Source organism: Arthrobacter sp. MYb229 (assembly GCF_002975405.1).
In the GTDB taxonomy this organism is placed as follows: Bacteria; Actinomycetota; Actinomycetes; order Actinomycetales; family Micrococcaceae; genus Glutamicibacter.
The window spans coordinates 663,573-680,279 of the sequence record NZ_PCPS01000002.1 but is presented as its reverse complement, the minus strand read 5'-3'; the positions used below and the strand labels follow the sequence as shown (position 1 = coordinate 680,279).

Genomic DNA, 16,707 nt, shown 5'->3' with positions numbered 1-16,707 from the left:
AACCATCACATCTCAGATGGAAAGTTCGCACACAAACCTTCACGAGAAACCGGCCTCGGAATTTTTCAAGTCAAACGGTACCAACACGAGTTTAATTAGCTCTCAAGCAGCCTGAGCTAGCCGGTCCTGCGGGTTGTTGATCCATGCAGCTTCCGGCAGCGCGAGGAGTCTCGGATCATTAGAGGTACTAAACCGTTCAGGATGCCTTGCACGAGCCGCAGCCAGGGCCTGCGAACGCTTCGCAGCCACCGCGTCAGCCAGCCCGTAGTGAACGTTTGCAGGCGTATGCAGACCAATACCCGAATGCTGATGAGCATGGTTGTACCACTGAACGAATTCGTTCCTGAACTCCCTTGCACCCCCTAGCGATGCGAACCGTTCGGGGAACGTAGGCCCATACTTCATGGTCTTGAAAAGCGACTCTGAGTTATCCCGAATTCGGGATACTCAGAGTCGTGGTTTAAGACTTTGAAGTATATGCCGGTATTTCCTGAGCGGTTCGGTTCCTTGGAGCACGCCAGGGATTTTATGGGCCGGTTTGTTCATGCGTATAACACTGAGCATCGCCAATCAGGATTGGGTTTTCATACTCCTGCCGACGTGCATTTCGGGATGACTGGGCACGTGGATGACCAACGCCTAGCGGCGTTGGAAAAGGCATGGGCGGAGCATCCTGAACGGTTTGGAAAGAACCGGCTCCCGAAGAAAATGTTGCTGCCTGAAGCGGCTTGGATTAACGAACCGATCAAGCAGGAAGAAGGAGAAAAGATGTTGGCCTAAGACTTAGTGGTCTCACTTGACTTGAAAATTTCCGGCGCGAGATTAGCACTCGACAAAGACTGATACCAACGAGAAATGAACTCAGCATAAGGTTTCGAATCTTTCATGAAACCGCCGCCGAATAGCAGCGGCCTAACACGCTCCGGTGTTAATCCTTGAGCTGCGCGAACGGCCGCAACGATGTCACCGCGGTCAACCAGTTTGGCAAGATCTTCACTCATTCGCTCCACCTGCATTCGATGCGGTCACGAGGTGGTGAGGCTTTCCCTTCGCGGTGGTTTCACCATGAAGGTCCGCTTCCTTAGCTTTGCTTATACCGCCAAGCTTAGTCCGCCTTGCTGCGACTCGATAAGTACGCGCATCGAAGGCAAAGACCCTCTGAAAGTTTCCACCATCTTGGACAGCGACTTGCACAGGCGGCAGCGAACCGACCGTGGCGCATCGAGGCTACAGCGCAGATTGCCGGATCGAACGTCCACAGAACCAAAGGATCGAGTTCCCCGAACCGACGTGATCCGAGCTGGCCACTAGCGCGGATTCCCCGGGCCGCAGGAGGGCTCTGCGCCTTCGGATTGATTCGCTGAATGCTCCAAGCTCAGGGGCACTGCTACTAGATGGAGCTTTAAAAGCCGTTGCCGAGGTCAGTTTCCTGACCTCGGCAACGGCTTGCCGGCGGCTATGCCGCCTTCTCCATTATCGGTGTGGCAGTTGCTATCCCCGATTCCGGGACAGTCTCGAGCCAGCCCTGCCAAGCTGCGTGTTCAATACTGGCTGAAGCTTCCGTGTTGCCGCTCATCGCTGTGCTCCCGTCCACAGCTGGCCTTCGTGTTCGACCAGGTGATACACCGGAAGCGGCGTCTCCTCGGCGCTGAGGCACTGCCCGGAATCCAATCGATAGATTTCCTTGTGCAGCGGGCAGGCGACCGTCGGCACGCGCTGGCCGTCAATGATGGTATCGCCGAGAATCCCGCGAGCCATCACCTTCGCGCCGCTGTTCGGGCAGTGATGCGAGGCCGCGAAGAAGTCCCCGGATTCGGTGCGGAACAACGCGATTTGCCGGCCATCGAGCAGGGCGCTTTCTCCCCACCCTGGTTCCAGGTCCTCCGGTCGGCAGACCGACGCGAGGTTGGTTGGAATGTCTAATACATACTCTTCGACTACAGCGCTCATCACTGCGCTCCTTTCAACTGGGTGCCTTCGATAGTTCGAGCTTAGAACTCCAATGTTTCGCGCCGTGCGTACTGCTGTTCCGCCTCGGTAAAGCCTGCTTCACCGCGTAGCGCAACCAAGGTGAGCCCCCGATCCCTCCCGGAATATCAAGGATCTTTACGCGACTCTTCGAGGAAACGCCGTGCGGAGCACCAGTTTTGATTCCAACATATTTCGCGCTTCTCACCGGCTATTTTTTGGGTGGTGGAGAAAATTGTGGCCCCCGAAACATAAGGGTAATTGCGGCGCAAAACTGACTTTCTAAGCTGGGATCATTCACCAACGAGCACTGATCTTTTCGAGCGAAAGTCGAGTTTCATCATGGGCACAGCACATGGATCCCGCCGCATTGTGGTGGTTGGCGGTGGCCCCGCCGCGCACCGCTTCACGCAGGCCATTTCAAACCGCGAGCCAAGCGACCTGCACATCACCGTGCTCACCGAAGAAACACACATTCCCTACGACCGGGTGGCCCTCTCCCAGGCATTGACCAACCCCGGAGTCGACCTGACCCTCGGTGAGGTTGAGCTTTGGGAACGCGCTCATGTCACCCTCGAAACCGGTGCAGCGGTCACCGAGCTGGACAGCATCAAGCAAACCGTGCGCACCGCCGACGGGCGCAGCTTCGAGTACGACCAGCTGGTCCTGGCCACCGGTTCGAATGCCGCCACTCTCCCGATTCCGGGAGCCGAGCACACCCACGTCTACCGCACCCTGGAGGACGTCTGGGCCATTGCCGAGCAGGTCCGCGAGCTCACCGAATCCCTGGGCCGCGCCCCGGTGGTGGCCACCATCGGTGGCGGCCTGCTCGGCCTGGAGGCCGCAGCCGGCGCGCAGGCGCTGGGCGCCGAAGCGGTGGTGATCGACGGCGGCAAATGGCTGATGGGCACCCAGCTCGATGAGGGCGCCGGCCAGGCCATGGGGCGGCTCATCGCCGACACCGGATTCACCGTGCACGGCGGAGTGTTCCCCAGCCAGATTCTCACCAGCGCAGAAACCGGGCTGGTCTGCGGGGTGCTGATGGCCGACGAGCGCACCATCGACGCGGATATGGTCATCGTGTCCATCGGGGTGCGGCCCCGCGATGAAATTGCCCGCAACTACAACGCGGCGCTCGATGCTTCGGAAAGCAGCCAGCCGCGCTTCGGCATCGGCCCGCGCGGCGGCATCGAGATCGACGCCGGCTGCGCCACCGCGATCCCGAACGTCTACGCCATCGGCGAGGTCGCGAACTTCGAGGGGCTGTGCATCGGCCTGGTGGCGCCGGCCAACGCCATGGCCGAGGTCGTGGCCGAAAGGCTGCAGGGCGGAACCGCCGAGTTCGCCGGCTTCGATACCGCCACCAAACTCAAGCTCTCCGGGGTGGACGTGGCAAGCTTCGGCGACGGCTTCGCCCGCACCGAAGGCGCGCTGGAGGTCGTCTATGCTGATGCTCCGCGCGGGCTCTACCAGAAGGTCGTGGTCTCTTCCGATGCCAAGGTGCTGCTCGGCGGCATTTTCGTCGGCGACGCCACCCCCTACCAGTCGCTGCGCCCGCTGCTGGGCCGCGAGCTGCCCGGCGAACCAGGTGCCTACCTCAGCGCTTTGGGCGGCGAGGCGCCGCAGGGTGAGCTGCCCGATGACGCGGTGCTCTGCTCCTGCAACAATGTCAGCGCCGGGTCGATCCGCGACGCCGTGGGCGGCTGCGGAAGCTGCGAAGGCAGCGAGCCGGTCACCAAGCTTTCCGAGCTCAAGGGCTGCACCCGCGCCGGCACCCAGTGCGGTTCCTGCGTGCCGATGCTCAAGAAGCTGATGGAAGCCGAGATGCTCAAGAACGGCGCCGAGGTCTCCGCGGCGATGTGCGAGCACTTCGAGCTGTCCCGCGCCCAGCTCTTCGAGGCCGTGCGCCTGGCCGGGCTGACCAGCTACCCGCAGATCATGGAGCGCTTCGGGAAAGGTGCGGGCTGCGACATCTGCAAACCGGTCATCGCCTCGGTGCTCGCCTCCCAGACCTCGGGCCACCCGATGGAAGCGGGACTGGCCGGCGCGCAGGACACCAACGACCGGGTGATGGCCAATATGCAGAAGGACGGCACCTATTCGGTGGTCCCGCGCATCCCGGGCGGGGAAATCACCCCGGAAAAGCTCGGCGTCATCGCCGCCGTGGCGGCGAAGTACAACCTGTACACCAAGCTCACCGGCGGGCTGCGCATCGACATGTTCGGCGCCCGGCTGGAGCAGCTGCCGGAGATCTGGAAGGAGCTGGTGGACGCCGGATTCGAGTCCGGCCAGGCCTACGGCAAGTCGCTGCGCAATGTGAAAACCTGCGTCGGCTCCTCCTGGTGCCGCTACGGCATGCTGGACTCTGTAGCCATGGGCATCGAGATGGAGCTGCGCTACCGCGGGCTGCGCGCCCCGCACAAGTTCAAGATGGGCGTCTCGGGCTGTGCGCGCGAATGCGCCGAGGCCAGGGCCAAGGACGTCGGAGTGATCGCCACCGCCGAGGGCTGGAACCTGTATGTGGGCGGCAACGGCGGAGCGAACCCCGCCCACGCCCAGCTGCTAGCCGGTGGACTCGACGATGCCACGCTGCTGCGCTACATCGACCGCTATCTGATGTACTACATCCGCACCGCGGACCGGCTGCAGCGCACCGCGCATTGGATGCAGGATCTGGACGGCGGCATCGAGCATGTCAAGGCCGTGGTGGTCGAGGACTCGCTGGGCCTGGGCGCGGAGCTTGAAGCCGCGATGGAAACGCATGTGGGCAACTACCAGGACGAATGGGCGGCCACGCTCGCGGATCCGGAGAAGCTGCGCCGCTTCCGCTCCTTCGTCAATGCCCCGGACCAGAAGGACGAGGAGCTCAGCTATATTCCCGAACGCGGGCAGCACCGCCCGGCCGAGCCGGTGCGCCTCGGTGCCACGATCGGCATCGGGGCACCGAGCTAGGCGGCTACCAGCGTGGGTGGATCTGCGCGCGCAGCTTCGTGTCGTACAGTTCGCGCACCGCGGCGTTGAAGCCCTCAGAGAGCTGCAGCGACCCGGCGGCGGCATTCGCCCGGGCCTGGTCCGCATTGCGGGCCCCGGGGATGATGGAGCTGATGCCTTCTTGGGCGGCCAGCCAAGCCAGGGCTACCTGGGCGCTGGTCGCCTGCGGCGCCTCGGCGGCGGCCAGCTGCGCGAACTGCTCGGCGGCTTGCAGCCCGGTGGTGTAGTCAACCCCGGAGAAGGTCTCGCCCACGTCGAAGGCCGAGCCGTCGCGGTTGAAGCTGCGGTGGTCATCTGCGGCGAACTTCGTCTGCGGCGTGTAGCGGTTGGTCAGCAGCCCGCTGGCCAGCGGGACGCGGGCAATGATGCCGACTCCTGCTTTGCGGGCCGCGGGCAGCACCTGCTCCAGCGGTTTGTGCCTGAAGGCATTAACGATGATCTGCACGGTGGCGATATTCGGACGGGCGATAGCGCTCAACGCTTCATCAACTGTCTCCACCGAGACCCCGTAGGAGCGCATCCGCCCCTCGTCCACCATGGTGTCCAGCGCATCGTAGACCGCATCGGTGGAGTACACCGGCGTAGGCGGGCAATGCAGCTGCACCAGGTCGAGGGTGTCCACCCCCAGGTTGGCGCGGGAACGATCGTTCCACGCGCGGAAGGCCTCCAGGTTATAGGCTTCGGGCACCTGCTCCACGCGGCGGCCCATCTTCGTGGCCACCGTGACCTCGGCCTGCGGGTTGGCCCGCAGCCAGCGGCCGATGAGCTGCTCGCTGCGTCCGTCCCCGTAGACATCTGCGGTGTCGAAGAAGCTGACGCCCTCGGCGTAGGCGGCGTCGAGCACCGACTGAGCTTCGGTTTCGTCCACCGCTCCCCAGTCGGCGCCCAGCTGCCAGGTGCCCAGGCCAATGACGGAAACGGTGCGGTTGGTGCGTCCAAGAAGTCGTTGTTGCATGTACCCGAGCTTACGTGGAACGACTCGCCAAATCGCACCATTTCCACACGCCATGAAGCGATTCGTTGGATGGATACGCAATCAGCAAGAAAATTTTCACCGCATCCGGAGCAATCGGTCCGCCCTTAGCCGTTGGCCTGGATGACATAGAACTCGGCACCGGTGGGATCCGCGATGACCGCGAGCCTGCCGAAGTCCGAATCCATGGCCGGGCTGACTTCCGCGCCGCCGGCGGCAATGGCCTCGGCCACCGTTTGATCGGTGTCCTCCACCGCAAAATACACCTTCCAACCGGCGAGCTTCGGGTCCTCGAAATGCGCGATGTCCATCACGCCGGCCTTTGCATCTCTTCCGGCGCCGAGCGTCTGATAGCGGAACTCGTCGCTGTCGCTCATCACCTCCAGATCCCAATCCAGCGCTTCGCGATAGAACTTTGTTGAGGTTTCGAATTTGGTGGTGTGCAGCTCATGCCACACCGGGGTGCCTTGCTCCCCCATCTTCTGATAGCCGGGATGGCCGCCGGCCTGCCAGAGTCCCACTCCGAGGCCCGAGGGGTCGCCAATCATCGCCATTTTCCCCTGTTCGGGCACTTCCATAGGCGGCATGTAGACAAGCCCCTGATGCGCTTGGACTTGGTCTACCGCCGCGTCGATGTCCGCAACACGCAGGTAAGTGCTCCATACGTCGGGGAAGCCATTGTCCGGATCGTTTTTCATAATCCCCGCGACAGGGAGCCCGTCGATGGCGGCCGTGGTGTAACCACCATAGGTTTCCTCATCCCCCACGACATAGCTCCACCCAAAGAGTTGCGAATAGAAGGTCTTGGCAGCCTCGATGTCCTTAGTCAATAAATCGATCCAACACGGAGATCCCGGTGGAAATTCTGGCGTCGACATGGTGCTCCCTTAGATTGCGAGTTGTCAGTGATGACACGCTGAGTCTAAAACGACCGTGCAGTCTATTCAATGGCTACGGCCAGCAAGGGTCAAGACCTCTCTAAGAAAGTGGCAAACGTAAAATGAAACTTAGTGCCCTAATTTGACACGAAGTTCCATTAGGCTTGTAGAGTGATCCACCTCACTAAGTTTTAGCTGTTGATCCTAGGAGCCCTGCGTGATGCGTTCGAACTCAAACCTGACCATGTCGGTGGCGGCCATCTTGGCCGAAAGCGCCGCGCGCTATGGGGATCAGAACGCGATCACCATGAGCGGCCAAAGCACCACTTACAGCCAGCTTTGGGATGAGACCCGCGCCTATGCTGGAGCCTTGCGCGATCTCGGAATCCAACAGGAAGACCGCGTGGCGGTGCTCATTCCCAATGTCACCGACTTCGCCCGGGTGTACTACGCGATCCTTTCCTTGGGAGCTATTGCAGTGCCCATCCACGCGTTGCTGAAGAAGCAGGAGATCGCCTACGTACTCGAAGATTCCGCGGCCAAGCTGCTGATTTGTGCCGCTCCCCTGCTAGGCGAAGGCGCAGCCGGAGCCGAACTGGCCGGCGCCAAAGTCCTCAGCGTCTTGGCACCGCCGGAGTTGGAAACCGACCGCTTGGAAGACCGCGCGGCGAGCGCGGATCCCGTCAGGACCTATGAGCCACAGCATCCGGAGAATATCGCCACGATCCTCTACACCTCCGGTACCACCGGCACGCCCAAGGGCGCCCTCGGCACCCATCTAGCGTTAATCGAACAGACCAGCACATTGTTGTTGGAAACCATCGATATGCGCCCAGGCGATAAGCTCTTCGGCGGCTTGCCGCTGTTCCATACCTTCGGCCAAACGGCCGTGCTCAACACCGGATTCCGCGCCGGTGCCGAACTCGTATTGCTTCCGAAATTCACCGCGAAAGATGCCCTGGACCTAGTCTTGGACCAGGAAATCGACTTGTTCTTTGGCGTCCCCACCATGTACGTCGCACTGTTGGAAGCCGGCAAGCAACGCAGCGATAAAGCAACCAAGCTACGCTATGCGGTCTCCGGCGGTGCGTCGCTGCCGGTAGCGGTCCTGAACGCCTTCGAGGCGCGTTTCGGAGCTCGAATCCATGAGGCGTACGGACTGACCGAAACCTCACCGGCCGCCACCTTCAACCATTTGGGGCGCGAGCCTCGCCCCGGAACTATCGGCACCCCCATCTGGGGAGTCGAAGTGGAAATCGCCGACCCTGCCTATCCGAACGAAATCCGTTTGCTTCCCCGCGGAGAGCTGGGAGAGCTGGTGATCCGCGGACACAACCTGTTCTCCGGATATCTCAACCGCCCGGATGCGACCGCCGAGGCCGTCGTGGATGGGTGGTTCCGCACCGGAGACCTAGGCACGAAAGATGCAGAAGACTATCTGCGCATCATGGACCGCACCAAGGATATGGTGTTGCGCAACGGGTACAACGTATACCCACGCGAGGTGGAGGAAGTGCTGGTCAGCCATCCGGAGATCTCCAACGCGGCCGTGTACGGCATTCCACATGCAAAGCACGGACAGGAAGTCGCGGCCTCGATCACGCTGGAACCCGGGTCGACCCTGAACCCGGAAAGTATCGGCCAATGGGTCAGCGAACAGATCGCTGCCTACAAGTACCCAAGGCACATTGAGATCGTGAAAGAATTCCCGCTCGGCCCCAGCGGGAAGATTCTCAAACGCGAGCTGGTAGCCAAGCACAGCGGCTAGCTACGGGCGCACGCTTCCAGCAGCGAGCTGCGCCGCTAGTTGGTCCCCTCGAAGCGCCAGTTGAATTCTGGGCGGCGTTTGGCGGCAAAAGCCGCTCGGCCTTCCTTGAGATCCTCGCTGTGCGCGTTGTCCCTCCACAGCTCCTCCCAGTAGGCATCAAGCAATGGATCCGGTTTTCCTTCACCGGTCAGTGAGATGGCTTCCTTGGTGTGCTGAATCGAAAAGTTCGAATTGGCTGACATTTGGAAGATCAGGGTCGCCGCCTCGCCTTCCAGTTTTTCTTCTGGGACAACCCGGGTAAACAAGCCCCAATCGGAGGCTTCCTGCATGCTGATTCCGGCGCCGCTGAACAGCAGGTATTTTGCGCGGCTCCGGCCTACCGTTTGCACCAGGCGTTCGATGCCAGGCCGGGGAAACACCAACCCCACCTTGGCCGGGGTAATAGCCAGACGGGTATTGTCCGCCGCCAGCTGGACGTCGCAAGCGGCCGCCAGCTGCCATGCCCCTCCGAAGCAATTGCCGCGCACCACCGCGATGGTCGGTTTGGGGCAGTTGGTAATCGCATGGTCCACCAGATCAAAGTGGTTAACCAGTCCGTCTCCGCTGGGCTTGTCAAAGAGCACCAGATTCATTTGATCGATGGCGATGCCGGCACTGAAGTTCGTTCCGGCCCCGGTCACCACGATGGCAGCGACCTCGGGATTTGCAGAGAGCCCGGCAAACGCGCCGACGAGTTGCAGACACATGTCTTTGGTCAGCGCGTTGTGCTGCTTCGAATTATCCAGGCTCACCGTGGCTACGTTGCTGCTGATCTCGACACCGATGCGGCCCTGCTGTTGCTGACTCATCAAACACCTCAAAAATCCTGCACGCGCCCAAAAGTTATTCTCAAGCTCACCGTGCCACACTAAGGGTGTGGATGCACAGATTATTTACACCATTATTGCCGGATTACTGCTGATCGTTTCTGCCTTGGGAACCATCATTCCGGTACTTCCCGGCTCCTTGCTCACTATTTTGACGCTGCTCGGATGGGGCTGGCTACTGGGATCCGGCGCTTCCTGGTGGGCGGCGGGACTCGGCATGCTGATCGCCGCCTTAGGCTGGTCGGCATCCGCGGTACTGACCGGACGCAAGCTCAAACAGCATCAGATCCCCAAAGGATCGATCTTCTGGGGGTTGCTCGGTGCGATCGCCGGCGCCATCCTCATTCCGGTGGTGGGCCTGTTCCTCGGCTTCGCGGTGGGGCTGTTCCTCGGCGAGGCTGCTCGTCACCGCAAGTTCGGTGGCGCCTTAGCCTCTTCCTGGGCGACCTTGAAGGCCATGGGCATCGGAATCATTGTAGAGTTCGGCTGCGTCCTGCTGGCCACATCCATCTGGGTCATCGGCCTGATCACCCACTTCGCGACCCGCTAGATCCAACCGCGTTCCTGGGCAATGCGTGCGGCCTCGATCCGATTCGACCCGTCGGTCTTGCCGATCGCATTCGACAGGTGGTTGCGCACGGTACCGACCGACAGATGTATTTCCTGGGCAATCCTGGAGACCGGGCTCCCGGCCGCCGCGAGCCCCAGGACCTCGCGTTCCCGATCGGTCAGCGGGTTGCTCGCGGATTCAACCGACAGCATGGCAAGCTGCGGGTCGATGACCTTGCCTCCGGCCTGCACCCGGCGCACCGCGTCGGCTAATTCGGCGGGCGAGGCGTCCTTGACAAGGAAGCCATGGGCTCCGACCTCGAATGCCTGCCTGAAATATCCCGGACGGTCGAAGGTGGTCACGATCAGCACCTTGACCTGCGGATGCTTCGCGCGAACCAGGCCGGCGGCCGTGAGTCCATCCATGCGCGGCATCTGTACATCGAGCAGCACCACGTCCGGGGCGTACGCGGCCACCGCGTCCAGCACCTCGTCCCCGTCGGAGCATTCGGCAACCACTTCAAGGTCGTGTTCCATGTTCAGCAGCGCCACCAGCGCACCGCGGACCAGGTGCTGGTCATCGGCAATCAACACCTTGATCATGAATGTACTCCTGTGGTTCCGAAGTCGATTCGAATGCTGGTTCCGCCGAGCTTCGACTCCCCCACTGTACAGCTGGCTCCGAAAAGCCGGGCTCGTTCACGCATGCCGCGTAGCCCATGGCCTTCCTTGGCATTCTGCAGGCCATCTCCGTCATCATCGATACTGAGCATTTGCTCCGAGAGGCTAACCCAGACCCCGCTGGCGTGCGCATGGCGCAACACATTGGTCAGCGATTCCCGCACGATCCACGAAACGTGCGAACGCAGTTCGTGCGGGATGGCTTCCGCCCGGCCCACGACGTTAAATTCGATGCCGCTGTCGGCGCACACGCACGCCAAGGCCTGAAGTTCCCCTTCGAGATCGGCCCGGGCCATTCCATGCACGGTGGTGCGCACCGAATCGAGCGCCATGAGCGCCAGCTCGCTGAGCTGTTCAACCTCGCTTCGGGCTTTCTGCACTTCGCCTTCGTCCAGCAGCCGCAGGGCCAGCTGCGCCTTGAGGTTCAGCGCGGTCAACGAATGGCCTACCCCGTCATGCACGTCGCGAGCCATTCGTTCTTGCTCGCTAAGGACCAGGAATTCATCCTTGATCATGTCTGCCGCTACGGCCCTGCGGATCGTCCCGGAGGTGACGAAGTAAATGACCATGAGCATCACGTTCAACCCGGTGAGGAAGAGCTGTTGCAAGAACACTCCGTAAGCCAACGGAAGGCCGAAGCTCAGGATCAGTGCCACCGCGTAGGTCACGTACATGACCTTGCGCTTGAGCAGAAAAGCCGAATATGAGGTCAGAAAGGGCAGCAACCCCAACGCGCCATCGTGCAGGATCGGAATACTTGCAAACATGATCGCTGCCATGGTGCCGAAATAGGCATAGGCCTCGAAAGAGCTGCTGCCGCCGTGGCCCACCGTCCAGGAGAACCGTCCGTAGCCGCGAAGGTAAGCGGCCGCGTACACGAGAATCAGGCTCAGTCCAATGACCCGCAGTGCCACCGGGAAGTCCTCCTGGAGCAGGGTGAGCGTCGGGTAGATGAGGAAAATAATCCACACTCCCGAAACCCACCAGCCAAATCTGCTCCAGAATCGGTCTACATCGGCCTGTGCCTGACTACGTTCGGTCACTGTCGTGCCCGTGCCTTTCGCGTTGCGATCAGGGCGAAGATTGCGAAGAACGCTGCCCATAGCACCACATTAGTCACTGGGATCCACAATGCATCCGGAGCGAACCCGGTTTCTGCTGGAACATCTTGCAGTTGCAGGAAACGTACCAGCGCGACATACCCGTACATCGGGGTAAAGCGTGCGATATCCAGCATCATGCCGCTCAGCGGCATGAACACGTTGCCGAAGAAGGCGAAGAACACCATCAGCCCCGAGGCCAGGCCCAGCGCGGATTCGGATTTGAAGAGCATGCCAACGCCGATGCCGTAGCAAGCGAACATCAGCGAACCGACCATCGTGATGCCGAAGGCGGCGATCCACAGCCACCATTCGGTGGTGGTGGCGCCCGTTGCGGCACCCAGTGCGTAGACCAGGGCTGCGGAGATTGCCGCGATGGTGGTCGCCACGAACATCTTCGAGGAGACGAAGGTTGCCGGCGACATTCTTGTCAAGGCGATCTGCCGCCCCCAGCCCTGCATGGATTCGGTAGCAACGGTGCCGGCGATGGCAACCGTCGAGATCGCGGCCCCGTAGGCTGCCATGGACGCCATGATGTAGAACTTCACGTTTCCCAGTCCGAGGACCTCCTCGCCGTAGCTGGGGATATTGCCGAAGAGCAGGTACATTGCCGAAGGCATCAGCAGGGAGAAGAACAGGTTGTAGCCATCTCGAATGTGTCGGGTGAACTCGACACCGACATATGTGGGATTCATGATGCGTCCTCCGTCAACTGAACAAAAGCGTCTTCGAGGCTTGGCGCGGAGATCTCCAGATCATAGGCGCCATACCGAGTCAGAAGTTCACGTGCCAGCCCGTCCGAGTCCTGGCAGCGAAAGGTCACCCGCATCCCTGACCGCTCTTCGATCTCGGGCTTGGCTTCTTCGCTCATGAGCTGGTCGATGCTTCGCGCGTCCGGCATGGTCGCGACTACCTTGCGTCCGGAGATCATCTGCCGTAATTGCTCTGTTGCGCCGTCTGCGACCACCGTGCCGCGGCTGATCAGCACGGTGCGTTCGGCGAAGTTTTGTGCCTCTTCGAGGTAGTGGGTTGCGAAGATGATGGTTCGCCCGTCGATGGCTTCGTTGCGCATGGTGTTCCAAAATTCGCGGCGAGCCATCACATCCATCCCCGCAGTGGGCTCATCCAGGATCAACACATCTGGGTTGGGCAGGAGCGCGAGAGCGAATTTGATTCGTTGCTGTTCACCACCGGAGCATTTGCCGACGCGGCGCTTGGCGATCGGGGTTAGTCCGGTTCGTTCCATGACTTCGTCGATTCGTCCATGAACTTGGTGCATGGACGCGATGACCTTGATCGTTTCGTAGACGGTCATATCTCGAAGCAGTCCGCCGGTTTGCAAAACTGCGGAGACCCGGCCGCTGGACACCGCCTTGTGCGGGTCCAGGCCAAGTACCTGGGCAGTTCCTGCGGTTGGCGCGGTCAGCCCGAGGATCATGTCCACGGTGGTGGTCTTCCCTGCACCGTTCGGCCCCAGCAGGGCGACGATTTGTCCGGTGTGAATGGTTAGATCGATGCCTTTAACGGCTTCGACCTTGGTACGGGGTGTCGTGAAAGTCTTGTGAAGCCCCGTCAGCGTGACAGCGTCGGTTCGGTTCAGCGTTTTCATACTCACTATTTTTCTAAATTTCCGGTGCTGTGCACAGAGTAGAAAGTCACGTCCCGCCCATGACGGTTGTCATGGGTCATGCTCGCCCGCCTGACCTCGGACGAATGAGGTGGCGCCTCGGTAGACATTGCCCCGCCCGGTGCCAGCATAGGGACGAGCTGGCTGTGATCTTGCCGATAAGCTCTGGCGCTGTGCCGCCACACTCCACCTGTGCGCCAGCTAGCGCAAAGGTTCGGTAAGCACCTGTCAGGATGTAATTTCGGCGTTTCTCCACGCACTTTCGGTCTGTGATCTGCATTAACGTGCAGGGAAACTCCCAGTGATTTCCCGTAGTCTTTTACCGTGCTAGATCTTTCTCCTTTCCTCTCGCTTATGACCGAGTTCGGGACACCAACCATGGGAGCCGCGTTTCTCCCCGACTGGTTGAACCCCAACGTCTTCCTCCGCGACCCAGCCTTAGGCCCATGGGTCATGCTGCTGGTGTGCGGCATCGTCTTTGCCGAGACCGGATTGCTTGTCGGGTTCTTCCTGCCAGGGGATTCAATGCTCTTCACCGTGGGGCTGTTGATTGCTTCGGGAACTCTGGATATCTCGCTGTGGCTTTTTGCCCTCGCGATCTTCGTTTGCGCCTTCGCCGGAGACCAAACGGGCTACATCATAGGTAAGAAATCTGGCCCCGCGATCTTCAAAAAGCCCGATTCTCGTTTCTTTTCCCAGGCGAACGTGGAACGTGCGCACGAATTCTTCGAGAGATTCGGTGGACGCGCGGTCATCCTTGCACGCTTCGTCCCGGTGGTTCGTACCTTCGTGCCGGTGATTGCCGGCGTCGCCAAAATGAACCACAAGACCTTCGTTTTCTACAATCTTGTCGGCGCGCTGCTCTGGGGTGTCGGCGTAACCCTGCTGGGTTACTGGTTGGGCCAGATTAGCTGGATCGAAGAGAACGTAGACATCATCTTCATCTTGATCGTGCTGATTTCGGTCATCCCGATCTTCGTGGAACTTCTCAAGGCCCGTATGGCGTCCAAGAAGAAGGCAGCGAATCGGTCTGACGCAATCGACGACTAAGAGCTTTTAGCACCCCGGCTGCGGAATTGTCCGCCAGCCCATTGCACGCCGCGGCGTATCAACCACTGCTCGCAGGGTTGAATGCAGCCGCGGCGTACCCCTTTGCAGACCAAATCGGCCCCGTGGTCCATGGCTCTGACCGCCTCGGTGGTAGCCGGCCGCAGTGCGTTCATGAGAACCTCGCAATCGCAGTATCCGCCCAGCAGCTTGATCTTGCGTTCCAGCGCGGTGGCTCGGGGTGCCGCATGGTCTCGGTAATATTTGAGCATGCGAAGCGAACCTTCGCAGGGGACGTCCTCGGCTACCCGATAGAGGTAGCAGGCAAGGCATTCGTGTTCAACGGGTAGCGGTAGATCGCGCATGGTGGACTCCAAGCTGGGCGGCGGACTTTGATTCATCCCAGCTTCGGGCCTGCTTGTTCAACGCGTTGCTCCGCAACGGCGAACTGTGTATAAACTCCCATTGCTAAATATTCCTTTTCAGGAATGCATCGATTCGATCCAGCGCTTCGGCGACACGATGGTAGCCCGCTGCGAAAGAAAGCCGAATAAAGAGATGCCCCGCAAATGGGTCAAAGTCCCCGCCGGGGGTGAGCGCCACATGGGTTTCTTCCAAGACCGCGGCACAGAACCCAGAGGCCGAACCAAACTTTTCGAGCACCGCCGGGCGCAGTTTTCCGTAGAGATAGAACGCGCCATCGGCAGGGGCCGCCTGGGAGATGCCAAGCTTTTCCATGCTGCGGAGCACCAACTCACGGGTGCGCGCAAATTCGGCTACCCGGCTCTCGGCTTCATTCAGACTCGCTGGTTCGAAGGCCGCCAGGACGGCGCGTTGCGCGGGCGCCGGCGCACAAAGGGCAAGGTTGGAAGCTAGGCCATCCACCACGGCGAGCATGTCGTCGGGGACGATCATCCAGCCCAAACGCCAGCCGGTCATTCCCCAGTATTTGGAAAAAGACGAGACGACGATGCTGGTCTGGGAGTATTCCCAAGAGGTATGGCCCCTGCGTTCGGGAACAAACTCGATTCCGTGATAGATCTCGTCACTGATCAGCCGCACCCCATTGGCTTCGCACCAGCAGGCAAGGCGTTCAAGCTCCGCGGCGCTGAACATGGTGCCGGTGGGGTTATTCGGCGAAGCTATCACCAGCCCGTCGAGGCGTCCGTGTTGCGCCTTCGCCGCCTCGAGAAGTTCCACCGTCGGCTGGAAACGCTGCTCGGGTCCGGTGGGCAGGTCAACAACTTGCAGCCCAAGGGCTTGCAGAATATTTGCGTAGGCCGGGTACCCAGGCCGCGCCAATGCGACGATATCTCCCTGATCAAAGGCCGCCAAGAACGCGAGCTGGAATGCGCCCGAGGAACCTGCAGTCATGACGAAGTTCCTCGCGGGAATCTCTATCCCGTAGGTCAGGCGGTAGTGCTCGGCTAGCGCCTGCCTTGTTGCGGCTAAGCCAGTGGTGGAGGTGTACCCGAAATCCGCATGTTCGGCGTGGAGCTTCGAAGCCAATTCATTAACCGCGGCCGGTGCCCCGCCACCGGGTTCGCCGACGCAGAGCGAGATCACATCATGTCCGGCCGAACGCATGGTGGCCACCGAATCAACAATCTGCATTACTTCAAAGGGCGGCACCTGTCCGCGAGCAGATACCTTCACTGGGCGTTCTCCGCTCCAAGCGCCCGTTCCTTGACCGGGTGGCGGGACAGGATGGAAATTCTATTAAAAGCGTTCATCGAAATCGCGATCCACTGGATCGCGGCAACCTGTTCATCGGTGAGCAGCAGTCGTGCCGAAGCTACGGCGGCGATGCGTTCCTCCGGGCAGGGCAGATCCGTGGCAGCCTCGGCGATGGCAAGGGCCGCGCATTCGAGCTCGTCAAACTGTCCGCCGCATTCATCCCATGTGCTGAGCAAGACGATGCGCTGCATGCGCTCTCCGGCTTCCAGCGCCTTGCGCGTGTGCATGTCGAGGCAGTAGGCGCAGCCGTTGATCTGCGAGACCCGAAGGTTGATCAGTTCGGCTGTCCGGTCGCTGATGCCGGCTGCCCGGTAGGTCTTGGCAAGCTGGTTGGAGAACTTCCCCATGGAGTTCCACAACTCGGGATTGGTCTTGTCTAAAAAGAGCGGGTCTGAAACGGCCATATCTGAACCCTACCGGTTTGGCCGCGGTTGCTCTTGCTGAGTCGGCGCCTGTGTCTTAGCGGCTGCCGGTGTTCGCGGAGCCCGCCCCGACCGGCGAACCCAGAAATAGCGTCTCCGG

16 protein-coding genes and 2 pseudogenes are annotated in these 16,707 nt (G+C 60.8%); 5 read left to right on the top strand and 13 right to left on the bottom strand.

The features are described from left to right. Positions 1–102: 102 nt before the first annotated feature. Positions 103–429 (bottom strand): annotated as a pseudogene (locus tag CQ019_RS09505) (integrase core domain-containing protein); the annotation flags it as partial. A 15-nt stretch (positions 430–444) separates the two neighbouring features. Here CQ019_RS09505 and CQ019_RS09500 point away from each other — a divergent pair. After that, positions 445–780: pseudogene (locus tag CQ019_RS09500) on the top strand (integrase core domain-containing protein); the annotation flags it as partial. Here CQ019_RS09500 and CQ019_RS09495 read toward each other — a convergent pair. Beyond that, positions 777–1,001: a hypothetical protein gene (locus CQ019_RS09495; protein ID WP_141393532.1), complete on the bottom strand. Its 225-nt coding sequence runs from the start codon at positions 999–1,001 to the stop codon at positions 777–779. The pseudogene CQ019_RS09500 and the gene CQ019_RS09495 sit on opposite strands and share 4 nt — an antisense overlap. Positions 1,002–1,572: 571 nt before the next feature. Continuing rightward, entirely contained in the window at positions 1,573–1,950 is a 378-nt protein-coding gene (gene nirD, locus CQ019_RS09490) for a nitrite reductase small subunit NirD (RefSeq protein ID WP_096286317.1), read from the bottom strand. A 360-nt stretch (positions 1,951–2,310) separates the two neighbouring features. Between nirD and nirB the strand changes: the two genes are divergently transcribed. Beyond that, positions 2,311–4,920 (top strand): nitrite reductase large subunit NirB, encoded by a 2,610-nt coding sequence (nirB, locus tag CQ019_RS09485; protein WP_105569570.1) that lies wholly within the window; start codon positions 2,311–2,313, stop codon positions 4,918–4,920. 4 nt (positions 4,921–4,924) lie between these two features. Here nirB and CQ019_RS09480 read toward each other — a convergent pair whose 3' ends face one another. After that, positions 4,925–5,914, bottom strand: a complete 990-nt coding sequence (locus CQ019_RS09480) for an aldo/keto reductase (protein ID WP_105569665.1) — start codon at positions 5,912–5,914, stop codon at positions 4,925–4,927. Between the two features lie 125 nt (positions 5,915–6,039). Further along, positions 6,040–6,762: a VOC family protein gene (locus tag CQ019_RS09475; RefSeq protein WP_308727241.1), complete on the bottom strand. Its 723-nt coding sequence runs from the start codon at positions 6,760–6,762 to the stop codon at positions 6,040–6,042. 268 nt (positions 6,763–7,030) lie between these two features. On the opposite strand from CQ019_RS09475, the gene CQ019_RS09470 reads away from it, so the two are divergent. After that, positions 7,031–8,578: a long-chain fatty acid--CoA ligase gene (locus CQ019_RS09470; RefSeq protein WP_105569568.1), complete on the top strand. Its 1,548-nt coding sequence runs from the start codon at positions 7,031–7,033 to the stop codon at positions 8,576–8,578. Between the two features lie 35 nt (positions 8,579–8,613). Here CQ019_RS09470 and CQ019_RS09465 read toward each other — a convergent pair whose 3' ends face one another. Further along, entirely contained in the window at positions 8,614–9,426 is an 813-nt protein-coding gene (locus CQ019_RS09465; protein WP_105569567.1) for an enoyl-CoA hydratase/isomerase family protein, read from the bottom strand. Between the two features lie 67 nt (positions 9,427–9,493). On the opposite strand from CQ019_RS09465, the gene CQ019_RS09460 reads away from it, so the two are divergent. Beyond that, positions 9,494–9,994, top strand: a complete 501-nt coding sequence (locus tag CQ019_RS09460; protein ID WP_096286305.1) for a DUF456 domain-containing protein — start codon at positions 9,494–9,496, stop codon at positions 9,992–9,994. Here the strand turns inward: CQ019_RS09460 and CQ019_RS09455 are convergent. From CQ019_RS09455 to CQ019_RS09440, 4 genes are read right to left on the bottom strand one after another with little or no spacing between them, the layout of a single operon-like run. Then, positions 9,991–10,596: a response regulator transcription factor gene (locus CQ019_RS09455; protein WP_105569566.1), complete on the bottom strand. Its 606-nt coding sequence runs from the start codon at positions 10,594–10,596 to the stop codon at positions 9,991–9,993. The genes CQ019_RS09460 and CQ019_RS09455 overlap by 4 nt on opposite strands. After that, positions 10,593–11,717: a sensor histidine kinase gene (locus CQ019_RS09450; RefSeq protein WP_181148380.1), complete on the bottom strand. Its 1,125-nt coding sequence runs from the start codon at positions 11,715–11,717 to the stop codon at positions 10,593–10,595. The genes CQ019_RS09455 and CQ019_RS09450 overlap by 4 nt, the downstream gene beginning before the upstream one ends. Further along, the gene (locus CQ019_RS09445; protein ID WP_105552756.1) at positions 11,714–12,469 is read right to left on the bottom strand and encodes an ABC transporter permease; all 756 of its coding nucleotides are present in this window, start codon (positions 12,467–12,469) and stop codon (positions 11,714–11,716) included. Before CQ019_RS09445 ends, CQ019_RS09450 begins: the two co-directional genes overlap by 4 nt. Then, positions 12,466–13,383: an ABC transporter ATP-binding protein gene (locus CQ019_RS09440; protein ID WP_105552755.1), complete on the bottom strand. Its 918-nt coding sequence runs from the start codon at positions 13,381–13,383 to the stop codon at positions 12,466–12,468. The genes CQ019_RS09445 and CQ019_RS09440 overlap by 4 nt, the downstream gene beginning before the upstream one ends. A gap of 372 nt (positions 13,384–13,755) precedes the next feature. Here CQ019_RS09440 and CQ019_RS09435 point away from each other — a divergent pair, with 372 nt between their 5' ends. Beyond that, positions 13,756–14,451 carry a DedA family protein gene (locus tag CQ019_RS09435; protein WP_181148410.1) on the top strand — a complete coding sequence of 232 codons (696 nt, stop codon included), beginning with the start codon at positions 13,756–13,758 and terminating at the stop codon, positions 14,449–14,451. Here the strand turns inward: CQ019_RS09435 and CQ019_RS09430 are convergent. The 3 genes from CQ019_RS09430 to CQ019_RS09420 form a co-directional block, all read right to left on the bottom strand. Continuing rightward, on the bottom strand, positions 14,448–14,813 hold the full coding sequence (locus tag CQ019_RS09430) for a DUF2695 domain-containing protein (protein ID WP_181148362.1): 366 nt from the start codon (positions 14,811–14,813) through the stop codon (positions 14,448–14,450). The genes CQ019_RS09435 and CQ019_RS09430 overlap by 4 nt on opposite strands. A 103-nt stretch (positions 14,814–14,916) precedes the next feature. Next, entirely contained in the window at positions 14,917–16,104 is a 1,188-nt protein-coding gene (locus CQ019_RS09425) for a pyridoxal phosphate-dependent aminotransferase (protein ID WP_105569563.1), read from the bottom strand. Beyond that, entirely contained in the window at positions 16,101–16,589 is a 489-nt protein-coding gene (locus CQ019_RS09420) for a carboxymuconolactone decarboxylase family protein (protein ID WP_096286289.1), read from the bottom strand. The genes CQ019_RS09425 and CQ019_RS09420 overlap by 4 nt, the downstream gene beginning before the upstream one ends. Positions 16,590–16,707 lie beyond the last annotated feature (118 nt).

Coding starts and splice junctions, on each gene's coding strand:
- CQ019_RS09495 (WP_141393532.1), bottom strand. CDS start 1,001: ATGAGTGAAGATCTTGCCAAACTGGTTGACCGCGGTGACATCGTTGCG.
- nirD (WP_096286317.1), bottom strand. CDS start 1,950: ATGAGCGCTGTAGTCGAAGAGTATGTATTAGACATTCCAACCAACCTC.
- nirB (WP_105569570.1), top strand. CDS start 2,311: ATGGGCACAGCACATGGATCCCGCCGCATTGTGGTGGTTGGCGGTGGC.
- CQ019_RS09480 (WP_105569665.1), bottom strand. CDS start 5,914: ATGCAACAACGACTTCTTGGACGCACCAACCGCACCGTTTCCGTCATT.
- CQ019_RS09470 (WP_105569568.1), top strand. CDS start 7,031: ATGCGTTCGAACTCAAACCTGACCATGTCGGTGGCGGCCATCTTGGCC.
- CQ019_RS09465 (WP_105569567.1), bottom strand. CDS start 9,426: ATGAGTCAGCAACAGCAGGGCCGCATCGGTGTCGAGATCAGCAGCAAC.
- CQ019_RS09455 (WP_105569566.1), bottom strand. CDS start 10,596: ATGATCAAGGTGTTGATTGCCGATGACCAGCACCTGGTCCGCGGTGCG.
- CQ019_RS09445 (WP_105552756.1), bottom strand. CDS start 12,469: ATGAATCCCACATATGTCGGTGTCGAGTTCACCCGACACATTCGAGAT.
- CQ019_RS09440 (WP_105552755.1), bottom strand. CDS start 13,383: ATGAAAACGCTGAACCGAACCGACGCTGTCACGCTGACGGGGCTTCAC.
- CQ019_RS09435 (WP_181148410.1), top strand. CDS start 13,756: ATGACCGAGTTCGGGACACCAACCATGGGAGCCGCGTTTCTCCCCGAC.
- CQ019_RS09430 (WP_181148362.1), bottom strand. CDS start 14,813: ATGCGCGATCTACCGCTACCCGTTGAACACGAATGCCTTGCCTGCTAC.
- CQ019_RS09420 (WP_096286289.1), bottom strand. CDS start 16,589: ATGGCCGTTTCAGACCCGCTCTTTTTAGACAAGACCAATCCCGAGTTG.